Source organism: Sporofaciens sp. St.21A7 (genome assembly GCF_059728535.1).
On record NZ_BAAGFN010000001.1, the window covers coordinates 1,757,566 to 1,776,170 of the forward strand.

At 47.6% G+C, this 18,605-nt stretch carries 14 protein-coding genes; all 14 read left to right on the top strand.

Features of this window, described 5'->3' with window-relative positions:
- The 14 genes from AC6I3O_RS08665 to AC6I3O_RS08730 all read left to right on the top strand — a co-directional run bounded on the left by AC6I3O_RS08665 (position 1) and on the right by AC6I3O_RS08730 (position 18,440).
- Positions 1-1,599, top strand: a complete 1,599-nt coding sequence (locus AC6I3O_RS08665; protein ID WP_497850544.1) for an AAA-like domain-containing protein — start codon at positions 1-3, stop codon at positions 1,597-1,599.
- 113 nt (positions 1,600-1,712) lie between these two features.
- Positions 1,713-3,452 carry an ABC transporter ATP-binding protein gene (locus tag AC6I3O_RS08670; protein WP_497850545.1) on the top strand — a complete coding sequence of 580 codons (1,740 nt, stop codon included), beginning with the start codon at positions 1,713-1,715 and terminating at the stop codon, positions 3,450-3,452.
- Positions 3,453-3,505: 53 nt separating this feature from the next.
- Positions 3,506-3,670 (top strand): hypothetical protein, encoded by a 165-nt coding sequence (locus tag AC6I3O_RS08675; protein WP_497850546.1) that lies wholly within the window; start codon positions 3,506-3,508, stop codon positions 3,668-3,670.
- Positions 3,671-3,727: 57 nt separating this feature from the next.
- Positions 3,728-4,636 (top strand): DUF2156 domain-containing protein, encoded by a 909-nt coding sequence (locus AC6I3O_RS08680; protein ID WP_497850547.1) that lies wholly within the window; start codon positions 3,728-3,730, stop codon positions 4,634-4,636.
- Positions 4,637-4,676: 40 nt separating this feature from the next.
- Complete coding sequence (locus AC6I3O_RS08685) at positions 4,677-5,864, top strand: pyridoxal phosphate-dependent aminotransferase (RefSeq protein WP_497850548.1); 1,188 nt, start codon at positions 4,677-4,679, stop codon at positions 5,862-5,864.
- A gap of 99 nt (positions 5,865-5,963) precedes the next feature.
- Positions 5,964-7,037, top strand: coding sequence for a histidinol-phosphate transaminase (gene hisC, locus AC6I3O_RS08690; protein WP_497850549.1), 1,074 nt, complete (start codon positions 5,964-5,966; stop codon positions 7,035-7,037).
- A 45-nt stretch (positions 7,038-7,082) separates the two neighbouring features.
- Positions 7,083-7,595, top strand: a complete 513-nt coding sequence (locus tag AC6I3O_RS08695) for a COG2426 family protein (protein ID WP_497850550.1) — start codon at positions 7,083-7,085, stop codon at positions 7,593-7,595.
- 126 nt (positions 7,596-7,721) lie between these two features.
- Entirely contained in the window at positions 7,722-9,797 is a 2,076-nt protein-coding gene (locus AC6I3O_RS08700; RefSeq protein ID WP_497850551.1) for an elongation factor G, read from the top strand.
- A 164-nt stretch (positions 9,798-9,961) separates the two neighbouring features.
- Positions 9,962-11,320: a Trk system potassium transporter TrkA gene (gene trkA / locus AC6I3O_RS08705; protein WP_497850552.1), complete on the top strand. Its 1,359-nt coding sequence runs from the start codon at positions 9,962-9,964 to the stop codon at positions 11,318-11,320.
- Between the two features lie 19 nt (positions 11,321-11,339).
- Positions 11,340-12,785 (top strand): TrkH family potassium uptake protein, encoded by a 1,446-nt coding sequence (locus AC6I3O_RS08710; protein WP_497850553.1) that lies wholly within the window; start codon positions 11,340-11,342, stop codon positions 12,783-12,785.
- Between the two features lie 12 nt (positions 12,786-12,797).
- Entirely contained in the window at positions 12,798-14,438 is a 1,641-nt protein-coding gene (locus AC6I3O_RS08715) for a CvpA family protein (RefSeq protein WP_497850554.1), read from the top strand.
- A gap of 238 nt (positions 14,439-14,676) precedes the next feature.
- Complete coding sequence (locus AC6I3O_RS08720; RefSeq protein WP_497850555.1) at positions 14,677-15,294, top strand: TetR/AcrR family transcriptional regulator; 618 nt, start codon at positions 14,677-14,679, stop codon at positions 15,292-15,294.
- Between the two features lie 136 nt (positions 15,295-15,430).
- A complete protein-coding gene (locus AC6I3O_RS08725) occupies positions 15,431-16,132 on the top strand; it encodes an ABC transporter ATP-binding protein (protein ID WP_497853441.1) in 702 nt (233 codons plus the stop codon).
- 1 nt (position 16,133) lies between these two features.
- Positions 16,134-18,440: an ABC transporter permease gene (locus AC6I3O_RS08730; protein ID WP_497850556.1), complete on the top strand. Its 2,307-nt coding sequence runs from the start codon at positions 16,134-16,136 to the stop codon at positions 18,438-18,440.
- The last annotated feature ends 165 nt before the right edge of the window (positions 18,441-18,605 follow it).

The window sequence follows — 18,605 nt, forward strand, 5'->3', positions numbered from 1 at the left end:
ATGAAAAAAAGATTCAATGTTACAGGTTTATGTTTGCCGGAGAGGCATTATATGGCTGATATCTCGGAACGTCTGGAAGAGATGAAGGCGTATGTCGATGCAGGCGATTATTTTACTGTCAACCGGGCCAGGCAGTATGGCAAGACGACGACGTTAAATGGGTTGAAGAGGAGGCTTGAGGAGGAATATACGGTTTTTTTGATAAGTTTTGAGGGAATAGAGGAAGAGGTTTTTTCAGATACCGGGTCTTTCTGCGTACGATTGTCAGGACTGCTTTATGACACTCTTGATTTTGGTGAAGTTTCAGGTATACCGGAGGATGTTCAGGAAGAAATATACCTAAGAAGTGTAGAGGACTCTAAGGAGATGAATTTCCGTATTCTGACAAATTTACTGTTACGGATTTGCCGGAGGGCAGACAAGCCGGTTGTGCTGATGATTGACGAGGTAGACCAGGCTGGCAATTATCAGGTGTTTGCCACATTTCTTGGGGTATTGCGGGACATGTATTTAAAACGGGATACAAGACCGGCATTTCAGTCTGTCATCTTAGCGGGGGTGTACGATATTAAGAATTTGAAGGAGAAGATCCGTCCAAAGAAGGAAGGTGTCTCGGATAGCCCGTGGAATATTGCCGCTGATTTTGAAGTGGATATGAGTCTGCCTGTGAAAGGGATCATGTATATGCTGGAAATGTATGAGCATGACCACCATACAGGAATGGCAGTCGGGGAAATAGCGCAGATGATTTATGATTATACATCTGGGTATCCCTTTCTTGTTTCAAGAATCTGTAAACTGTTGGATGAAGTAATTGCGGCGGATAAGGAATTTTCAGGAAAGAGTGGGGCGTGGACAAAAGACGGAGTTTTGGCGGCCATCCGCAAATTGTTAATAGAACAGAATCCGCTTTTTGAATCGCTGATGGGGAAGGTTGACAGTTATCCGGAACTGGAGAGAATGCTGTATACAGTTCTGTTTGTGGGAAAAGATATTCCGTTTAATACGGACAATCAGGCGGTTATGGTTGCGTCTATGTTTGGATTTGTTAAGAATATGGGCGGGAATGTAGCGTTAGCCAACCGAATTTTTGAGATACGTCTCTATAATCGATTTTTATCTGTAGAAGAAATGAGGGAAAGCGATATCTATAGAGCGTCTATTTATGATAAAAACCAATTTATGGTTGGCGGTTATTTGAATATGCGTCTGGTTCTGGAGAAGTTTGTAGGGCATTTTGACGAGTTGTATGGAGATTGCGAGGAAAAATTTATTGAAGAATCCGCTAGAAAGCTGTTCCTGCTCTATTTACGTCCGATTATAAATGGAGCCGGGAACTATTATATCGAATCCCGTACGAGAAGCATGGGGCGTACGGACGTAATCGTAGATTACCGGGGAGAACGATACATTATCGAAATAAAGATTTGGAGGGGGAAGGAGTATCATGAAAGGGGAGAGAAGCAGATTGTGGGTTATCTGGAGGATTATCAGCTGAAGACAGGGTATATGCTGAGCTTCTGCTTTAATAAAAAGAAGAAGCCCGGTGTATACGACAGAGTTGTTGGGGATAAGAAGGTGATTGAGGCTGTGGTTTGAGATTTTCAATTTCCTGCTTGTATTCTTGGAAGATTATTGATACAATAAGGAAACTGGCGCTACGAAAGAAACGTTGCCATACGTTTGGAAAATAGAGAGGAATCTAAAGAATCATGAAGGAGAAACTAAAAAAATTATTTGCCTATTACGGTCCATATAAGTCATTGTTTTACAGTGACATGTTTTTTGCAATTCTGGGGGCCGCTGTGACGCTGATTATTCCGCTGGTAGTAAGGTATATCACGAATGATGTGGTATATTTTGAGGCGGATGAAGCGAGGAGGTCCATCCTCTTTCTTGGCATACTGATGGTAGCCCTTGTGTTGTTAGAGATTTTCTGCAATTTTTATATTGCGTATTTTGGGCATATCATGGGTGCGAAGATGGAGGCGGATATGCGCAGGGATATTTTTGGGCATTATCAAAAGCTGACTTTTGCGTTCTATGATAACCAGAAGGTAGGTCATCTCTTGTCCCGGATTACCAGCGACTTGTTCGACATCAGTGAGCTTCTCCACCATGGACCTGAGGATTTGGTCATCTCGGTGATTAAGATTATTGGCTCTTTTGCCATCCTTCTGGCTGTGAATGTAAGGCTTGCTTTCGTGGCGTTTGCATTTATTCCGGTTATGGCTGTGTTCGCATTTATCTTTAACGGGAAGATGCGCAAGGCGTTTAAGCGCAACCGGGAGAAGATTGCGGAGATTAACAGCCAGATTGAGGATAGCCTGTCGGGAATCCGGGTGGTGAAGTCTTTTGCCAATGAAAAAGAAGAGATGAAGAAGTTCAAGCGTGGGAATGATAATTTTGTGGCTGCGAAGAAGATCAGCTACAAGTACATGGGAATTTACCATTCCGGGCTTGGGGCGATGAGTACGCTGATTACGGTTGTGGTTCTGGTTGTGGGGGTCGTCATGATGCTGTCTGGCACGGTGGCCTTGACGGATTTGATTACCTTTCTCCTGTATATTGCGAATTTTACCGACCCGGTCAAGAAGCTGGTTGCGTTTACGGAGCAGTTCCAGAATGGTTATACGGGATTTGAACGGTTTCTTGAGATTCTGTCCATTGCGCCGGATATTGAGGATAAGCCGGACGCCGTGTCGGTAGGGCAGATGCGCGGTGAGATTGAGTTCCGGGATGTGTCTTTCCGGTATGACGACCAGAATGACAGGGTGTTAAACCATATTAATTTGAAGGTGGACGCCGGGGATTATATGGCTCTGGTGGGACCTTCCGGGGTGGGTAAGACGACGCTTTGCAGTCTGATCCCGCGGTTTTATGACGTGTCGTCAGGTTCTATCACGGTTGACGGGATTGACATCCGTGATATAAAACTGGATGACTTGCGCAACAATGTAGGAATCGTGCAGCAGGATGTATATCTGTTTGCGGGGACGATTCTCGACAATATCCGTTATGGAAGGATGGACGCCACGGACGAGGAGGTTGTGCGGGCGGCGAAGAATGCCAACGCCCATGATTTTATTATGAGTTTCCCTCAGGGGTATCATACGGATATCGGCCAGCGGGGAGTGAAGCTGTCCGGCGGGCAGAAGCAGCGGTTGTCGATTGCGCGGGTGTTCCTCAAGAATCCGCCGATTCTTATTTTTGACGAGGCGACGTCGGCGCTTGACAATGAAAGTGAGCAGGTGGTGCAGAAGTCTCTGGAAGGGCTGGCGAAGGAGCGGACGACCTTCGTGATTGCCCACAGGCTGACTACGATTCAGAATGCACAGAAGATTCTTGTGCTGACCGAGGACGGGATTGCGGAAGAGGGAACCCATGAAGAACTGCTTTTGAAGAAAGGAATCTATGAAGCGTTGTACCATAGAAATTTTGAAAATGTGTAGGGGATAGCCATATAATTCGTAGTATAAATCAATTTAAGTAAGGGGAGATAAGAATGATGGAGTTGGGTAAAAGAATGCGGGCTTCTATGCTGATTGTGATTCTGTTTTGCATGATGTGCGTGTCTGCGGTGCTTGCGAGGGAGGAAAAGATTGCAGAGGCAGAGATGGTGCAGGAAGCGGATTTGTATGCGGTCTGTGAGCCGTCAGGAAGTGAATAGAAATGCTTCCTGTGTGGCAAGATACTAAAGAATATAGGAAAAAGAGAAGGTCAGGATATGGACGAGATACAATTTAAAAGAGCTGAGTTGGAAGATAAGGAAATTATTTCTCACTATTTCAGGCATCATACGAGCCGGAGCTGTGAGCGGACATTTGCAAATGTATATCTATGGTCGCGCCAGTATCCGGTGAAATGGGCGGTTGTGGAGAATGCGCTGGTTTTTAAGAGCGAAGATGAGGAACATCTGGCTTTTGCGTATCCGGCTGGGGAGGCGGCGGATGTGCGAAGGGCGATTGAATGGCTGATGGAGTACTGTAAGGGGCGCGGCTTGCCGTTTCAGATGTATAACCTGACGTCGGAGCATTTTGCGCAGCTTGAGGAATGGTATCCGGGAAGATTCCAGATTGCGTATGACAGGGACAGTGCGGATTATGTCTATGAGTCGGAGAAACTTGCCACGTTGTCAGGAAAGAAGCTGCATAGTAAGCGGAACCATATCAATAAGTTTAAGGCGCTGTATGATGGGCGCTGGTCGTATGAGGCAATCACGCCTCAGAATGCGGAAGAGTGTTTCCAGATGGCGCTGAAATGGCGGGAGCAGAATGGCTGTGAGGATGACCCCGAAAAGCGCGGTGAGATTTGTGTGACAATGAACGCGCTGCGCTTGTTTGAAGAACTGGAACTGACAGGCGGGATTCTTAGGATTGACGGGGAAGTGGTAGCGTTTACCATCGGGGAACCGATCTGTTCCGATACGTTTGTGGTTCATATCGAGAAGGCTTTTGCGGATGTGGAAGGCGCGTACCCGATGATTAACCAGCAGTTCGTGGAGCATGAGTGCAGAGAGTATCTTTATGTCAACCGTGAGGAAGATACGGGGGCAGAAGGCTTACGAAAGGCAAAACTGTCATACCGTCCGGTATTTATGGTGGAAAAAGGGGATGTGACAGAGATAGAAGCGTGATAATAGATACGAATCGGGTGCATAAGAAGGAGAGAAGAGCATGATAGCAGAGAAAATGAAGAACATGGTAGCAAATAGTTCGGCAATCCGTGCGATGTTTGAGGAAGGCAACCGGCTTGCCCAGATTTACGGGGCGGAGAATGTGTTTGATTTTAGCCTTGGCAATCCTAATGTTGCGGCTCCTGAGTCGGTAAAAAATGCAATCGTTGAATTGCTGAACGAGAATGATCCGGTGGTTCTTCATGGGTATACGAACAGCAATTCCGGTTATGCGGATGTGAGGGAGACGGTGGCGCAGTCCTTAAATGAACGTTTTGGGACGAAGTTTGCGGGGAAGAATATCGTGATGTCAGTGGGGGCGGCAGGCGGATTGAATGTAATTTTGAAGACGCTTCTGAATCCCGGCGACGAGGTGATTGCCTTTGCCCCGTATTTCGGCGAGTACCGTTCATACACGAATAATTATGACGGGGTTCTGGTGGAGATTTCCCCGAATACTGTGGATTTCCAGCCGAAACTGGATGAATTCGAGCAGAAGATTACGCCTAGGACTAAGGCGGTCATTGTGAATACGCCGAATAATCCTACGGGCGTAGTTTATTCGGAGGAGACGATCCAGAAGATGGCTTCGGTTATGGAGGCAAAACAGCGGGAATTTGGGACGGATATTTACCTGATTTCTGATGAGCCATACCGTGAGCTGGTCTATGACGGAGCGGAGGTTCCGTATCTTACCAAGTATTATGCCAATACGATTGTGGGATATTCTTACAGTAAGTCCCTGTCCCTTCCTGGGGAGCGTATCGGTTATCTGGTAATCCCGGACGAGGTGAAGGACAGTGAGGACGTCCTGGCGGCGGCGAATGTTGCGACCCGGATTCTTGGGTTTGTCAATGCACCTACATTGCAGCAGAAGGTGGTTGCAAAATGTATCAATGAGAAGACGGACATTTCCTATTATGACAGGAACCGGGAGACATTATACCGGGGACTGCGGGAGTGTGGGTTTGACTGCATCAAGCCGCAGGGGGCTTTCTATCTTTTTGTGAAGTCTCCGGTTGCAGATGAGAAGGAGTTCTGCGCTGCTGCGAAGAAATATAACCTCTTGCTGGTGCCGGGAAGTTCGTTTGCCTGTCCGGGGTATGTGCGGCTTGCTTACTGCGTGGCTTATGAGACGATTGTGAATTCCCTGCCTAAGTTCCGGGAATTGGCGGGCGAGTATTTCTAAATGTGTAATGATTATAATACATGCCTCTGACAGGGCGGGATGCCGTTTCATAAGTCTTGAAAGAGGACGGATTGTGACAAAGATTGAAGGATAGAGAATATGAGAGAATATGAGAAAAATATCCGTAAGGTGGAGCCTTACGTGCCGGGGGAACAGCCCCAGAATAAAGTGATTAAACTGAATACCAATGAGAATCCCTATCCGCCTTCCCCGAGGGTTGCAAAGGCTCTGGAAGAGATGGATTCAGACAGGTTTCGGCTTTATCCGGACCCTGCATGTACAGCCCTTACAGAGGCGTTGGCGGATTTTTACCATGTGAATCCGGATCAGGTGTTTGTAGGAGTTGGGTCTGATGATGTGTTGTCTATGTGTTTCCTGACTTTTTTTAATTCAGACAAACCGATTTTCTTCCCGGACATTACATATTCTTTCTACAAGGTCTGGGCAGAGCTTTACCGGATTCCCTATGAGTGCCAGAAGCTTGACGGGGATTTCCGGATTGTGAAAGAGGATTATTATAAGGAGAATGGCGGGGTTATTTTCCCGAATCCGAATGCGCCAACGGCGCTCTATGAGGAACTGGATGTGGTGGAGGACATCATCCGGGCGAATCCAGATGTGATTGTGATTGTGGATGAGGCTTATGTGGATTTTGCAGGGCGTTCTGCAATGGAGTTGATTGACCGGTATGAGAACCTGATTGTGGTGCAGACATTTTCTAAGGCAAGGTCTATGGCGGGGATGCGGATTGGGTATGCCGTTAGCAGCCCAAGGCTTATTAAGTATCTGAATGATGCGAAGTATTCCTTTAATTCATATACCATGAATCAGGCTGCGCTTGTGTGCGGCGTGGAGGCTGTGAAGGACAGGGAATATTTTGAGGAAGGGCTCCATAAGATTATTAAGACGAGGGAGTGGGCGAAAGGCCGGTTTGAGGAGCTGGGATTTTGCTGCCTTGATTCACGGGCTAATTTTATTTTTGCCACTCACCCGGAGTATGACGCAAAGGAATTGTTTGAGGCGTTGAAGGACAACGGCATCTATGTCCGGTACTGGGGAAGTGAGAGGATTGAGCAGTATCTTAGGATTACCATTGGGACCAGAGAGGAGATGGAGGTTCTGTTTGGATTCCTTGAAAGGTATGTGGGAAGGCAGATGCCGGGGGAATTTTGAGATGTTTCCCTATGGGGATAGTTGCAGATATAAAGGAGAGTGTCTATGACAGAAACATTAGTGCAGAGTATTATCGACGCTTTGGGCGGGAGTGTCGGGAAGGAAGCGATTGTGTTTATTATTTCGATGATCCCGATTCTGGAGCTTAGGGGGGCGCTTCTTGTTGCAGGTCCGCTTTTGGGGGTGCCTGTGGCGAAGGCGATTCCGCTGTGTATCATTGGGAATATTATTCCCGTTCCCTTTATTTTGCTGTTGATTACGCCGATTTTTAAGTGGATGAAGGGGACGAAGCTGTTTAAGCCTATGGTGGATAAGCTTGAGTCTAAGGCGATGAGTAAGAGTGACAAGATTGAGAAGTATGAGTTCTGGGGGCTTGTCCTGTTCGTGGGGATTCCTCTTCCGGGAACCGGGGCGTGGACGGGGTCGCTGATTGCGGCGCTCCTTGGCGTGAAGTTTAAGAAGGCGTTTCCGGCGGTTATATTGGGAATATTTATGGCGACTGTGATTATGTGGTTTATCTCTTACGTGCTGCTTGGAGGGGTGCAGATTTTGGGATAGAGGTTATCTGGAATGTTGCAAAATCCTAAAACATTGTAAAACATGTATAAAAGAGTTGTAATGCCGCCGATTTTTTAGTACAATGTAAACATGAGATTTTACCAAGTATAAGGAGGCACCGAAAATATGAAGGTTTACAGAACTGACGAGATCAGGAACGTAGTTCTCTTAGGACATGGAGGGAGCGGCAAGACAAGCCTTGCTGAAGCGATGGCTTATGTATCAGGAGCAACGAACCGTATGGGGAAGATCACAGACCACAATACGATCAGTGATTTCGATAAAGAGGAACAGAAGAGAGAATTTTCAATCAGTACGACTCTGATCCCGATTGAGTGGGAGAAGGCGAAGATCAATGTCCTGGATACCCCGGGCTACTTCGATTTCGTAGGTGAGGTTGAGGAAGCGGTCAGCGCAGCGGATGCGGCAGTCATCGTAGTTTCCGGTAAGGCAGGCGTGGAAGTCGGGACAGAGAAAGCATGGGAGCTGTGCGACAAGTACAAGCTGCCGCGTATGATTTATGTGACGGAGATGGATGTAGACGACGCAAGTTTCCGTCAGGTGGTCGAGGATCTGAACGAGAGATACGGCAAGGTGATTGCGCCTCATTTCCAGCCAATCAGAGAGAACGAGAAGCTGGTAGGCTATGTCAACGTCATCAAGAATGCGGGCAGACGCTATACAGGCATCGGACAGAGAGAAGAGTGCGAGATTCCGGATTACTGTAAACCGAACCTTGAGACATACCGTGAGAAGCTGTTAGAGGCAGTTGCAGAGATCAGCGATGAATATATGGAGCGTTATTTCGCGGGCGAGGAGTTCTCCGTTGAGGAGATCCGTGCGGCGATGCGTACCGAGGTTATGGAAGGACGGATTGTACCGGTTGCGATGGGTTCTAATGTACAGGCACAGGGCGTTGCCAACCTGCTGTCTGATATCGTAAGATTCTTCCCGAGTCCGGATTGGAGAGAATGTGCAGGTATCAACCGTAAGACTAATGAGATATATGAGGCGAACTATGACTTTGCGAAGGCAAAATCCGCTTATGTATTCAAGACGATGGTAGACCCATTCATCGGAAAGTATTCCTTTGTCAAGGTATGTTCCGGAGTATTGAAGGGCGAGGATACGCTCTACAATGGGGAATCCGAGACAGACGAGAAGCTGGGTAAGATTTATACCATGGTGGGGAATAAGCCAGTAGAAGTCAAGGAATTATTTGCAGGCGATATCGGTGCGATTGCGAAGCTGACCAATACCAAGACAGGCGATACTCTTTCCGCAAAGACGACACCGGTGCTGTTCGGAAAGACCGAGTATTCCAAGCCTTATACATATATGAAGTATGTGACCAAGAACAAAGGCGACGAGGACAAGGTATCTCAGGCGCTTCAGAAGATGATGGCAGAGGATATCACTCTGAAGGCGGTCAATGACAGCGAGAACCGTCAGACTTTGATTTATGGTATGGGCGACCAGCACTTAGAGATTGCAGTGAGCAAGCTTCTCGAGAGATATAAGTGTGAAGTGACATTGGAGACGCCTAAGGTTGCGTTCCGAGAGACGATTAAGAAGAATTCTGATGTTGACACGAAGTATAAAAAGCAGTCCGGCGGACACGGGCAGTATGGTCATGTTAAGATGAAGTTTGCGTCTTCCGGCGATTTGGATACGCCGTACATCTTCGAGGAGACGGTAGTGGGCGGTGCGGTTCCTAAGAATTACTTCCCGGCAGTAGAGAAGGGACTTCAGGAATCTGTGATTAAGGGACCTCTTGCCGGATATCCGGTAGTGGGTGTGAAGGCGACATTGTACGATGGGTCTTACCATCCGGTAGACTCTTCTGAGATGGCGTTCAAGACTGCGACCATTCAGGCATTCAAGAAGGGATTCATGGAGGCTGGTCCGGTACTCTTAGAGCCAATCGCTTCGATTAAAGTCGTGGTTCCGGATGACTATACAGGAGATGTCATGGGTGATTTGAACAAACGCCGCGGACGTGTTCTTGGTATGAACCCGATTGCAGGGGGATTACAGGAGATTGTGGCAGATATCCCGATGACAGGTGTGTTTGGATATTGTACGGTACTGCGCTCCATGACAGGCGGAAGAGGAACCTATTCTTATGAGTTCGCGCGCTATGAGCAGGCTCCTTCTGATGTCCAGGAAGCAGAGATTGCCAAGAGAGCCGCTGAAGAATAGGAGAAAATAATTAAGATGTAGAAGAAAAGCCCGTAAGGGCTTTTTTTCTTATAGTAAAAGTGCTATAATCTCTTTTGCCATGATGGAGTTAGGAATAAATATTTTGTGTTCGGTATACCATACATGGCAAATATACAAGAGAGATATGAATGAGGATCAAAAAAATGAAGATAGTAATTATCGGTGACGGCAAGGTCGGGCATAAACTGACCGCCCAGTTATCAGAAGAGGACTATGATATTGTTTTAATTGATCAGAATGCGGGAAAACTAAAAGAAGCTGTGAACCAGCTCGACATCTTCTGTATTCCGGGAAACGGCGCAGATATGGAGGTGCAGAAGCAGGCAGACGTGCCTCATGCCGATTTGGTGATTGCCTGTGCATCCATGGATGAGATGAACATGCTTTGCTGTCTGCTGGCGAAGCATTTGGGAGCAAAGCATACCATTGCAAGGGTGCGCAACCCCATTTACTACAGGCAGATTGATTTCTTTAAGGAAGACCTGCATCTGAGTATGGCGGTTAACCCGGAATTGTCGGCGGCAAATGAGATTGCAAGGATTCTGCTGTTCCCTGAGGCCAGCAAGGTGGAGACGTTCATGAAGGGAAGGGTAGAGCTGGTGGAGCATGTCCTGAAACAAGGAAGCCCGTTGGCAGGACTTTCTCTGGCGCAGATTGGGCGGAAGTTCGGCATCAATATTCTGGTCTGTGCCGTTAAGCGGGGGACTTCCGTCCATATCCCGGATGGAGATTTCGTGGTGCAGGAGGATGACCGTCTGCATATTGCGGCGGGACACCAGAATCTCCGGTCGTTTTTTAAGTCTCTGGGGCGCAAGAGCACCAAGATCCGGCGGGTTCTGATCTGCGGCGGAGGAAATCTGTGCTTCTACCTTACGCGCCAGCTTCTTGAGGCGGGGATGCAGGTGAAGATTATTGAGCGGAATCCGGAGAAATGTGAGTATCTGTGCGAGGCTCTCCCGAAAGCTACAATTATACAGGGAGATGCGGCTGACCATGACCTGCTGATTGAGGAAGGAATCCAGGATACGGACGCCGTGGTGGCGCTGACGGGCATGGATGAGGAGAATATTATCATGTCGCTGTTTGCGAAGGCACAGGGAGTCGATAAGATTGTCGCCAAAGTCAACGAGGATTCCCGGGCGCAGATGGTGGAAGGGCTTGGCATTGACAGTATCGTTTCCGTAAAGGGTGCGGCTGCGGATGAAATCGTCAACTATGTGCGGGCGAGAAAGAATTCCTACAGTAATGCAGACGTTGAGACCATTTACCGGCTGCTTGGCGGGAAGGTGGAAGCGATGGAATTTATCATCAAGAAAGCCTGTGATTTTACGAATATTCCGCTGAAAGACCTTCCTACGAAACAGAACCATTTGATTGCTTGTATCGGCAGGAAACGGAAGATTATCATTCCGGGGGGCGACGACCATCTGGAGGCGGGCGACAGTGTCATTGTAGTTACGAAAGAGCATATTATCAATAAATTTACTGACATACTTGCGTAGGGGAGACTGGAATTAGATTATGAATACAAAGATGATACGGTATATACTGGGGAAGATGCTGGGGGTGGAGGCGGCGCTTCTGCTGCTGCCGGCGTTGGTGTCCCTGATTTACCGGGAATTTAGCGGTGTGTATTTTCTGGTTCCGTCAGTGATTGCGGGGGCGTTCTATCTGCTGGCGGGGGTAAAAAAGCCTGAAAACAGGAATATTTACGGGAAGGAGGGCATGGTCATCGTCTCGAGCGCATGGATTCTTTGGTCTCTGATTGGGGCGCTGCCGTTTACGCTTTCCGGAAGTATCCCGGATTATCTGGATGCGTTTTTTGAAACGGTTTCCGGGTTTACGACCACAGGCTCTACGATTCTGACGGACATTGAATCGCTGCCCCAGGGAATGCTGTTTTGGAGAAGCTTTACCCATTGGATTGGCGGCATGGGCGTGCTGGTGTTCGTGCTGGTGCTCACGAAGCTGGATAAGAAGAACACCATGTATCTGATCCGGGCGGAGGTACCGGGACCGGAGAAGGATAAACTGGTGCCTAAGACCATGTCCACGGCACGGATTCTGTACGGGATGTATTTTGCACTTACGGCAGTCGAAGTTATTCTGTTGCTGCTGGGGGGCATGAACCTGTTCGACAGCCTGATTTTTTCCTTCGGCACGGCAGGAACCGGAGGGTTTGCCAATTACTCGGCAAGCGTCGGGCATTTTGACAGTGTGTATATTGATTCTGTGATTACGGTATTTATGATTTTGTTCGGCGTGAATTTTAACCTGTATTATTTCCTGCTGTTAAAGGATTGGAAACCGGTCTGGAAGAATGAGGAGCTGAAAACCTATCTGGGGATCATTTTGTCTGCCGCCTGCCTGATAACGCTGAACATCAGCCATATGTACGGGAATCCGTTCCATGCGTTCCGGTATGCAATTTTTCAGGTGGCTTCGATTATTACCACCACCGGGTATGCGACGGCTGACCATACCCTGTGGCCTATGTTTTCCCAGTGTGTGCTTCTGTTCTTGATGATGGTCGGCGCATGTGCGTCCTCCACGGGCGGAGGCATGAAGGTGGCGCGATTCATGATGATGCTGAAATGTATCAAGCGTGAGATTGTGCAGATGGCGCATCCTAAGTCGGTCAGTATTATCCGCATGAATGGGAAGAAGATGGATACGGATGTACTGCGGACGCTGTATGTCTATTTGATGGCTTATATGGGGATTATCGTAGGGTCGGTTCTTCTGGTGTCCATTGATAATATGGACTTTGGCACCACCTTCAGTTCGGTCTTAACTACGCTGAACAATATCGGGCCGGGAATCGGCGCGGTTGGCCCAAGCGGAAGTTTTGCGGATTTTTCTCCGCTGTCGAAGCTGGTATTCTGCTGCGACATGCTTGCGGGGCGTCTGGAGATTTTCCCATTCCTGATGCTGTTTACCGCTTCGGCGTGGAACCGGAAATTTTAAAAAGGAGATTATATGAATTTTAAGAAGAAATTATTGATTGTGTTAGCCTTGATTGTGGCGGCGGGGGGATACTATTATGCGGCTCTTCCTGCGATTAATATCCATTCGTCAGAGACGTGGTTCTTTGTGATATTTCTGCTTGTTGCGCTGGCGGCTGTCTATGCCGCGCGCAGGAAGCTTGGCAGGAAGGAACTGAAACAGAGCAAGGTGATGAAATTTTTCGGCGTGTTGATACTGTGCGTGGGAATCGTGTATCTTTTGGGTTCCCTGCTCTCATCGCCGATTGTCAATGCGAAGAAATACCAGAAGCTGCTAACGGTGAAAGAAGGGGAATTTACGGAGGATGTGGAGGAGCTTTCCTTCGATAAGATTCCGCTTCTCGACAAGGATACGGCGGAGATTCTCGGAGACCGGAAGATGGGAAGTATGGTGGATATGGTTTCCCAGTTCGAGGTGGACAATATTTACAGCCAGATTAACTATAAGGATAATCCGGTCAGGGTGTCGCCTCTTAGGTATGCCAGCCTGATCAAATGGTTCACCAACCGGTCCAACGGTATTCCGGCGTATATCCGTATTAATATGGCGACTCAGACAACGGAGCTTGTGAAGCTGGAACAAGGGATACGCTATACGACCAGCGAACATTTTAACAGGAACATTTACCGGCATCTGCGGTTTGCGCATCCTACCTATATCTATGGGGAGTTAAGCTTTGAGATTGACGAGGAGGGAACCCCTTACTGGATTGCTCCGGTCAAGAAGTTTAATATCGGGCTTTTCGGCGGAGAGACGGTGGGCAAGGTAGTATTATGCAATGCCGTGACCGGAGATATGAAGACGTATGATATCGAAGACGTGCCGGAATGGGTAGACCGGGCATATTCGGCGGATCTGCTGGTGCAGTTGTTTGACTATTACGGTACGCTGAAACATGGGTTCTTCAACAGTATCTTGAGCCAGAAGGATTGTTTAAAGACCACGGACGGGTATAATTACCTGGCATTGGACGACGATGTATGGATGTATACCGGGGTGACTTCGGTAAACGGAGACCAGTCTAACGTGGGCTTTGTGCTGTCCAACCAGCGGACGATGGAGACAAAGTATTACAAGGTCGAGGGCGCGACGGAGGCTTCCGCCATGTCTTCTGCAGAGGGCCAGGTGCAGAACTTGAAGTATAAGGCGACGTTCCCGCTTCTGCTGAATATTTCGGATGAGCCGACGTATTTTATCGCATTGAAGGATGATGCGGGGCTGGTGAAGAAGTATGCGATGGTAAATGTGCAGAAGTACCAGATTGTTGCCATTGGCGACAGTGTGAGCCAGTGTGAGGAGAATTATCTGGAATTGCTGTTCAGCAACGGTGTCAAGGAGGCTGAGCAGGATACGCGGGAAGTCAAAAAGATTACGGGGAAGATTACAAAGATTGTCCAGGCGGTCATTGATGGGACGTCCCATTATTATATTATGGTGGACGGGTCGGAGGATATTTTTGATATCTCTGTAGTTGATTTTATTGATGTTGTCCGCTGTGAAGAGGGGCAGGAGGTCGTATTGGAGTATAAGGAGGATGAAAGAGCGAATCTTGTCATGTCGCTTGAGATTCGGGGGAACCGTGGCGGTGATTTGGAGTCAGGAAGCGATGAGTGATGTATCATTGTCAATCGGATAAAAAGATATGTGGGGATAGTCCTTCGCCGTAAGGCGGGGGACTTTTTTCTGTTCAGACCCGTGCAGAGGAAATATGCCGCTTGGGCGGAGCACGGGCCGCGCGGTGGGTAGGGGTAAATGGCTCTTCCTATTCGATTAAAATGATTGACAGGATATCTCCTTTTATGTTATTTTAGAGAGAAGATAACAGCGTTATGCAAAGAAGGAGAATTTCCATATGTCTGATGAAAAAGCCACAAGAGAAAAGCTGATGGAATATGCCAGACAGGAATTTCTGGAAAAAGGCTATATGAAAGCTTCCTTGCGAAGTATCTGCAAAAAGGCAGGCGTCACCACCGGCGCCTTGTATTTCTTTTTTCAAAATAAGGAAGATTTGCTTTCGGCAATCGTAGACGATACCATCAAAGGGATAATGGAGATGATGCAAGACCATTTTTCCAGGGAGATTGGGACAGATGCCCAGATGGCGCTTGGCGGCGATGCGTCGGAGGATATCCGCAGCGCCAAGGAGATTCTGCACTATCTGTATCAGCATTACGATATAGTACTCCTTTTATTGACCAAAAGCCAGGGGAGTGTCTATGAAACAATCGTGGATCAGTTCGTGAATATTTTGGAGAGGCATTATGATAAACTGACAGATCTGCTTTCCGTGAAGAAAGGGATACCTAAGCCTGACCATTATTTCCTGCACTGGACATCCCATATGCAGATAGAAGCTTTTGTGCATCTTCTGATCCATGTGAAAGAAGAAGAGAAGGCGGTTAAAAATATCGAACCAATTGTAGCATATTTAGTGGCTGGTTGGGTGGGAGCATTTGTCCGGAAAGGATGAGAACAAGCAAAGACGTAGATGATTAAACGGTAGGAGGAGTTTTGTGGCTTTTAACATAACAATGTTATGTAACCTTGTATTAGTTAATGACAATACTGAGTTAAAGAGAAAAATAAGGGAGATGGAGGGAGAAGCGATGTATTTAGAAGTCAGCAATTTAAAGAAAAGTTATGGGGAAGGCGGCAGTTTCATGGAGGTGCTGAAGGGAGTTTCTATGTCGGTGGAAAAAGGCGATATGTGCGTCATACAGGGAGCGAGCGGAAGCGGGAAATCCACGCTTCTGAACGGCATCGGAGGTCTTGACCGAATGGATTCTGGGTCTATACGGGTAGACGGGAAGGAAATCTGCGGCCTGACGCAGGAAAAGCTGTCGGATTACAGGCGCGAAAACCTGGGGTTTGTCTTCCAGTTCTACAACCTTGTCCCCAATCTTACGGTAAAGGAAAATATTCAAGTATGCGAATATATTTCCGGGCATCCCCAGAATCTTGCAGACCTTCTTTACACGCTGGGACTGACTGAGCATCAGAACAAATTTCCTTCCCAGCTTTCGGGCGGCCAGCAGCAGCGCTGCGCCATAGCAAGGGCGTTGGTGAAAAACCCGAAACTTCTTCTCTGTGACGAGCCTACCGGAGCGCTGGATTCCCGGACTTCCCGGGACATTCTGGTTCTCCTTGAAGAGGTAAACAGAAAATACAGGACGACCATGCTAATCGTGACCCACAATAATTCTATCAAAAACATGGTGGATCAGGTGGTTTTCTTAAAGGACGGCCAAATTATGGAAAACTATCGTAACGGGAAAAAGGTATGTGCTGCAGAATTGGAGGACCTATAAGATGCAGATGATATTGAAGAAGCGGATTTTACGGGATTTCAAGGAAAATCTGCCCCGTTATCTGGCATTGGGGCTGATGGTCATTCTTGGGATGTATATCGTAATCAGCCTGGTCGCCGCCGCCGATACGATTATCAAAGGGAGTGCAAAAGCGGCGAAGGCACAGTCCGTGGAAGACGGCCAGTTCAGCCTGTTTGTGCCGATGAGCAGCGCAGAACAGAAGAAACTGATTGATGCCGGGATTACGGTAGAGGAACACTTTTATCTGGACTGCAAAACAGATGACGATTCTGTCTTGCGCATATCGGCTGTCAGGCAGAAAATCGACAGGGTACATGCCGATCCCGGAAGACTTCCTGAGCGGGATGGGGAAATTCTGTTGGAAAAACGATACAGCGAGGATCATAGGATTTTTGTTGGTGATGAGATTGGAATCGGGGGACGGCTCTTTACCGTATGTGGAATCGGAACATCGCCGGATTATGATGCGCCTTACCGAAATTTATCGGACAGCATCGTAGACAGCCGTCAGTTTGGAACTGCTTTTGTAAATGAGGCAGATTATCAGCGAATGAAAGAAGCAGGCAGCAGCATCCAAGCAGAACAATATGTGTATGGGTATCTGCTGAATGGCGGATTGACAGACAAGGAGCTGAAAAAGCTGCTGCAGGAGGAAATACCAAAGCTGACGCAGTTCCTCCCCGCAAAAAACAATATCCGTATCAAAGGAGCGGCAGATGATGTGGTCATCAATAAGACGACAGGACTGTTTGCGGGCGTACTGCTAATTGGACTATTTGCCTATGTGATTTCCGTTTTTGTGGTACATACCATTGAGAGGGAATCCGAGGTCATTGGAACGTTGTATGCGCTGGGAATAAAAAGAAAGGAATTATTGGTTCATTATCTTTTGCTGCCTGTCCTGCTTACCTTAGTATCAGGAATTGTGGGAACGATTCTTGGCTACAGTAAGTTTGGCGTCAAGGTACAGATGGGGGATACTTATCAATATTTTTCCATACCGGATTTTCCCGTGGCATATGAGCCGTATCTGATTTTCTATGGCATCTTGATGCCTCCGGCAGTTGCGGCGCTGACCAATCTGTTAGTGATTTACAGAAAATTGCAAAGACCTGCCCTTGCCCTGATGCGCAGGGAGCAGAAAATTGCAAGGGGCAGGAATAGGGATCTTGGACAAATGGGATTTGTCCATGCGTTTCAGATACGCCATTTTCTCAGGGAAAAACGGACTGCCGTAACTGTATTTTTAGGGATGTTCCTGGCTTTGCTGGTCTGCATGCTTGGCCTGAACTGCTATGTGCTTTGTGAACATGTAAGAACGGACAGTGTGGCAGATACCAGATATGAATATATGTACACATATACTTTATCGGCTGCCAGTCCGCCCGTCCCGTCAGGGGAAGGTATCACGGGATCCCCGGATGAGTATCCTTTGTGGGAGGAAATACTGCCGGAGGACGGAGAAGAAGCCTGCGGCATGAATCTGAAAAAGGAGACAATGGGATACAATATTGATGTGACACTGCTTGGGATTCATCCGGACAATCCTTACTTTGACGCGCCGGTGGAAGAGGGGCAAAGCAAGATTCTGATATCTTCCGCCATGGCGGGCAAGTTCAGGCTGAAGCCGGGAGATGACCTTGTATTGGACGACGAAGAAAAGGACAGAAGATACGCGTTTACCGTGGATGGAATCGTGCCGTATTCAGCAAGGATGTTCGCATTTATGGAAATAGGCAGCATGCGGGAGCTAATAGGAGAAAAGGAGAATTATTACAACATAGTATTCGCAGATCATGCATTGGATATTGAGCCCGGCAGGTTATATGCCGTGTCTGCCAAAGCAGAAGTAGAAAAGAGCGCGGCAGTCTTTGTGGAGAAGATGCGGCCTATGGTCAGGATGCTGATGAGTGTTTCTGCATTGCTCTTCCTTGTCGTCATGTATCTGATGCTGAAGGTAATGATAGACCGCTGTACAGTGCCTATTTCTATGATGAAAATCTTCGGATATCGGAATAAAGAAATCAGAGAGCTTTATCTGAACGGGAATCTGGCCGTCGTGGCAGTCAGCGCGGCGCTGGGAATTCCACTGTCAAAGGTATTTATGGATGCGATATATCCTTATCTGGTGTCAAACGTAGCGGTTGGCCTGAACCTGACATTTCGCTGGTGGATGTATGCAGGACTGTTTGCGGCGATTTTGGGATTATACTTTATCAGTACGCTGTTTTTGATGAGGAGGGTAAAACGGATTCTACCGGCGGAGGCTTTGAAAAATAGGGAGTAGAGATCTGGGCGGGGAAACCTATGATAAATGAAATGACAGGTTCCCCGCAGATTATATCTCTATATCCGCTTGCCTTCTAAATATGTGTGGGATATAATAAATATATCAGATTTTGGAGAAAATAGTGTGCTGATCGCATTATATCAGGCAAACCTCCTTGGCTAT

Excerpts from the sequence above, each read along its gene's own strand:
- AC6I3O_RS08720 (WP_497850555.1), top strand. The coding sequence starts at position 14,677 with ATGTCTGATGAAAAAGCCACAAGAGAAAAGCTGATGGAATATGCCAGA.
- hisC (WP_497850549.1), top strand. The coding sequence starts at position 5,964 with ATGAGAGAATATGAGAAAAATATCCGTAAGGTGGAGCCTTACGTGCCG.
- AC6I3O_RS08670 (WP_497850545.1), top strand. The coding sequence starts at position 1,713 with ATGAAGGAGAAACTAAAAAAATTATTTGCCTATTACGGTCCATATAAG.
- AC6I3O_RS08710 (WP_497850553.1), top strand. The coding sequence starts at position 11,340 with ATGAATACAAAGATGATACGGTATATACTGGGGAAGATGCTGGGGGTG.
- AC6I3O_RS08665 (WP_497850544.1), top strand. The coding sequence starts at position 1 with ATGAAAAAAAGATTCAATGTTACAGGTTTATGTTTGCCGGAGAGGCAT.
- AC6I3O_RS08695 (WP_497850550.1), top strand. The coding sequence starts at position 7,083 with ATGACAGAAACATTAGTGCAGAGTATTATCGACGCTTTGGGCGGGAGT.
- AC6I3O_RS08685 (WP_497850548.1), top strand. The coding sequence starts at position 4,677 with ATGATAGCAGAGAAAATGAAGAACATGGTAGCAAATAGTTCGGCAATC.
- AC6I3O_RS08680 (WP_497850547.1), top strand. The coding sequence starts at position 3,728 with ATGGACGAGATACAATTTAAAAGAGCTGAGTTGGAAGATAAGGAAATT.
- AC6I3O_RS08725 (WP_497853441.1), top strand. The coding sequence starts at position 15,431 with ATGTATTTAGAAGTCAGCAATTTAAAGAAAAGTTATGGGGAAGGCGGC.
- AC6I3O_RS08700 (WP_497850551.1), top strand. The coding sequence starts at position 7,722 with ATGAAGGTTTACAGAACTGACGAGATCAGGAACGTAGTTCTCTTAGGA.
- AC6I3O_RS08730 (WP_497850556.1), top strand. The coding sequence starts at position 16,134 with ATGCAGATGATATTGAAGAAGCGGATTTTACGGGATTTCAAGGAAAAT.
- AC6I3O_RS08675 (WP_497850546.1), top strand. The coding sequence starts at position 3,506 with ATGATGGAGTTGGGTAAAAGAATGCGGGCTTCTATGCTGATTGTGATT.
- trkA (WP_497850552.1), top strand. The coding sequence starts at position 9,962 with ATGAAGATAGTAATTATCGGTGACGGCAAGGTCGGGCATAAACTGACC.
- AC6I3O_RS08715 (WP_497850554.1), top strand. The coding sequence starts at position 12,798 with ATGAATTTTAAGAAGAAATTATTGATTGTGTTAGCCTTGATTGTGGCG.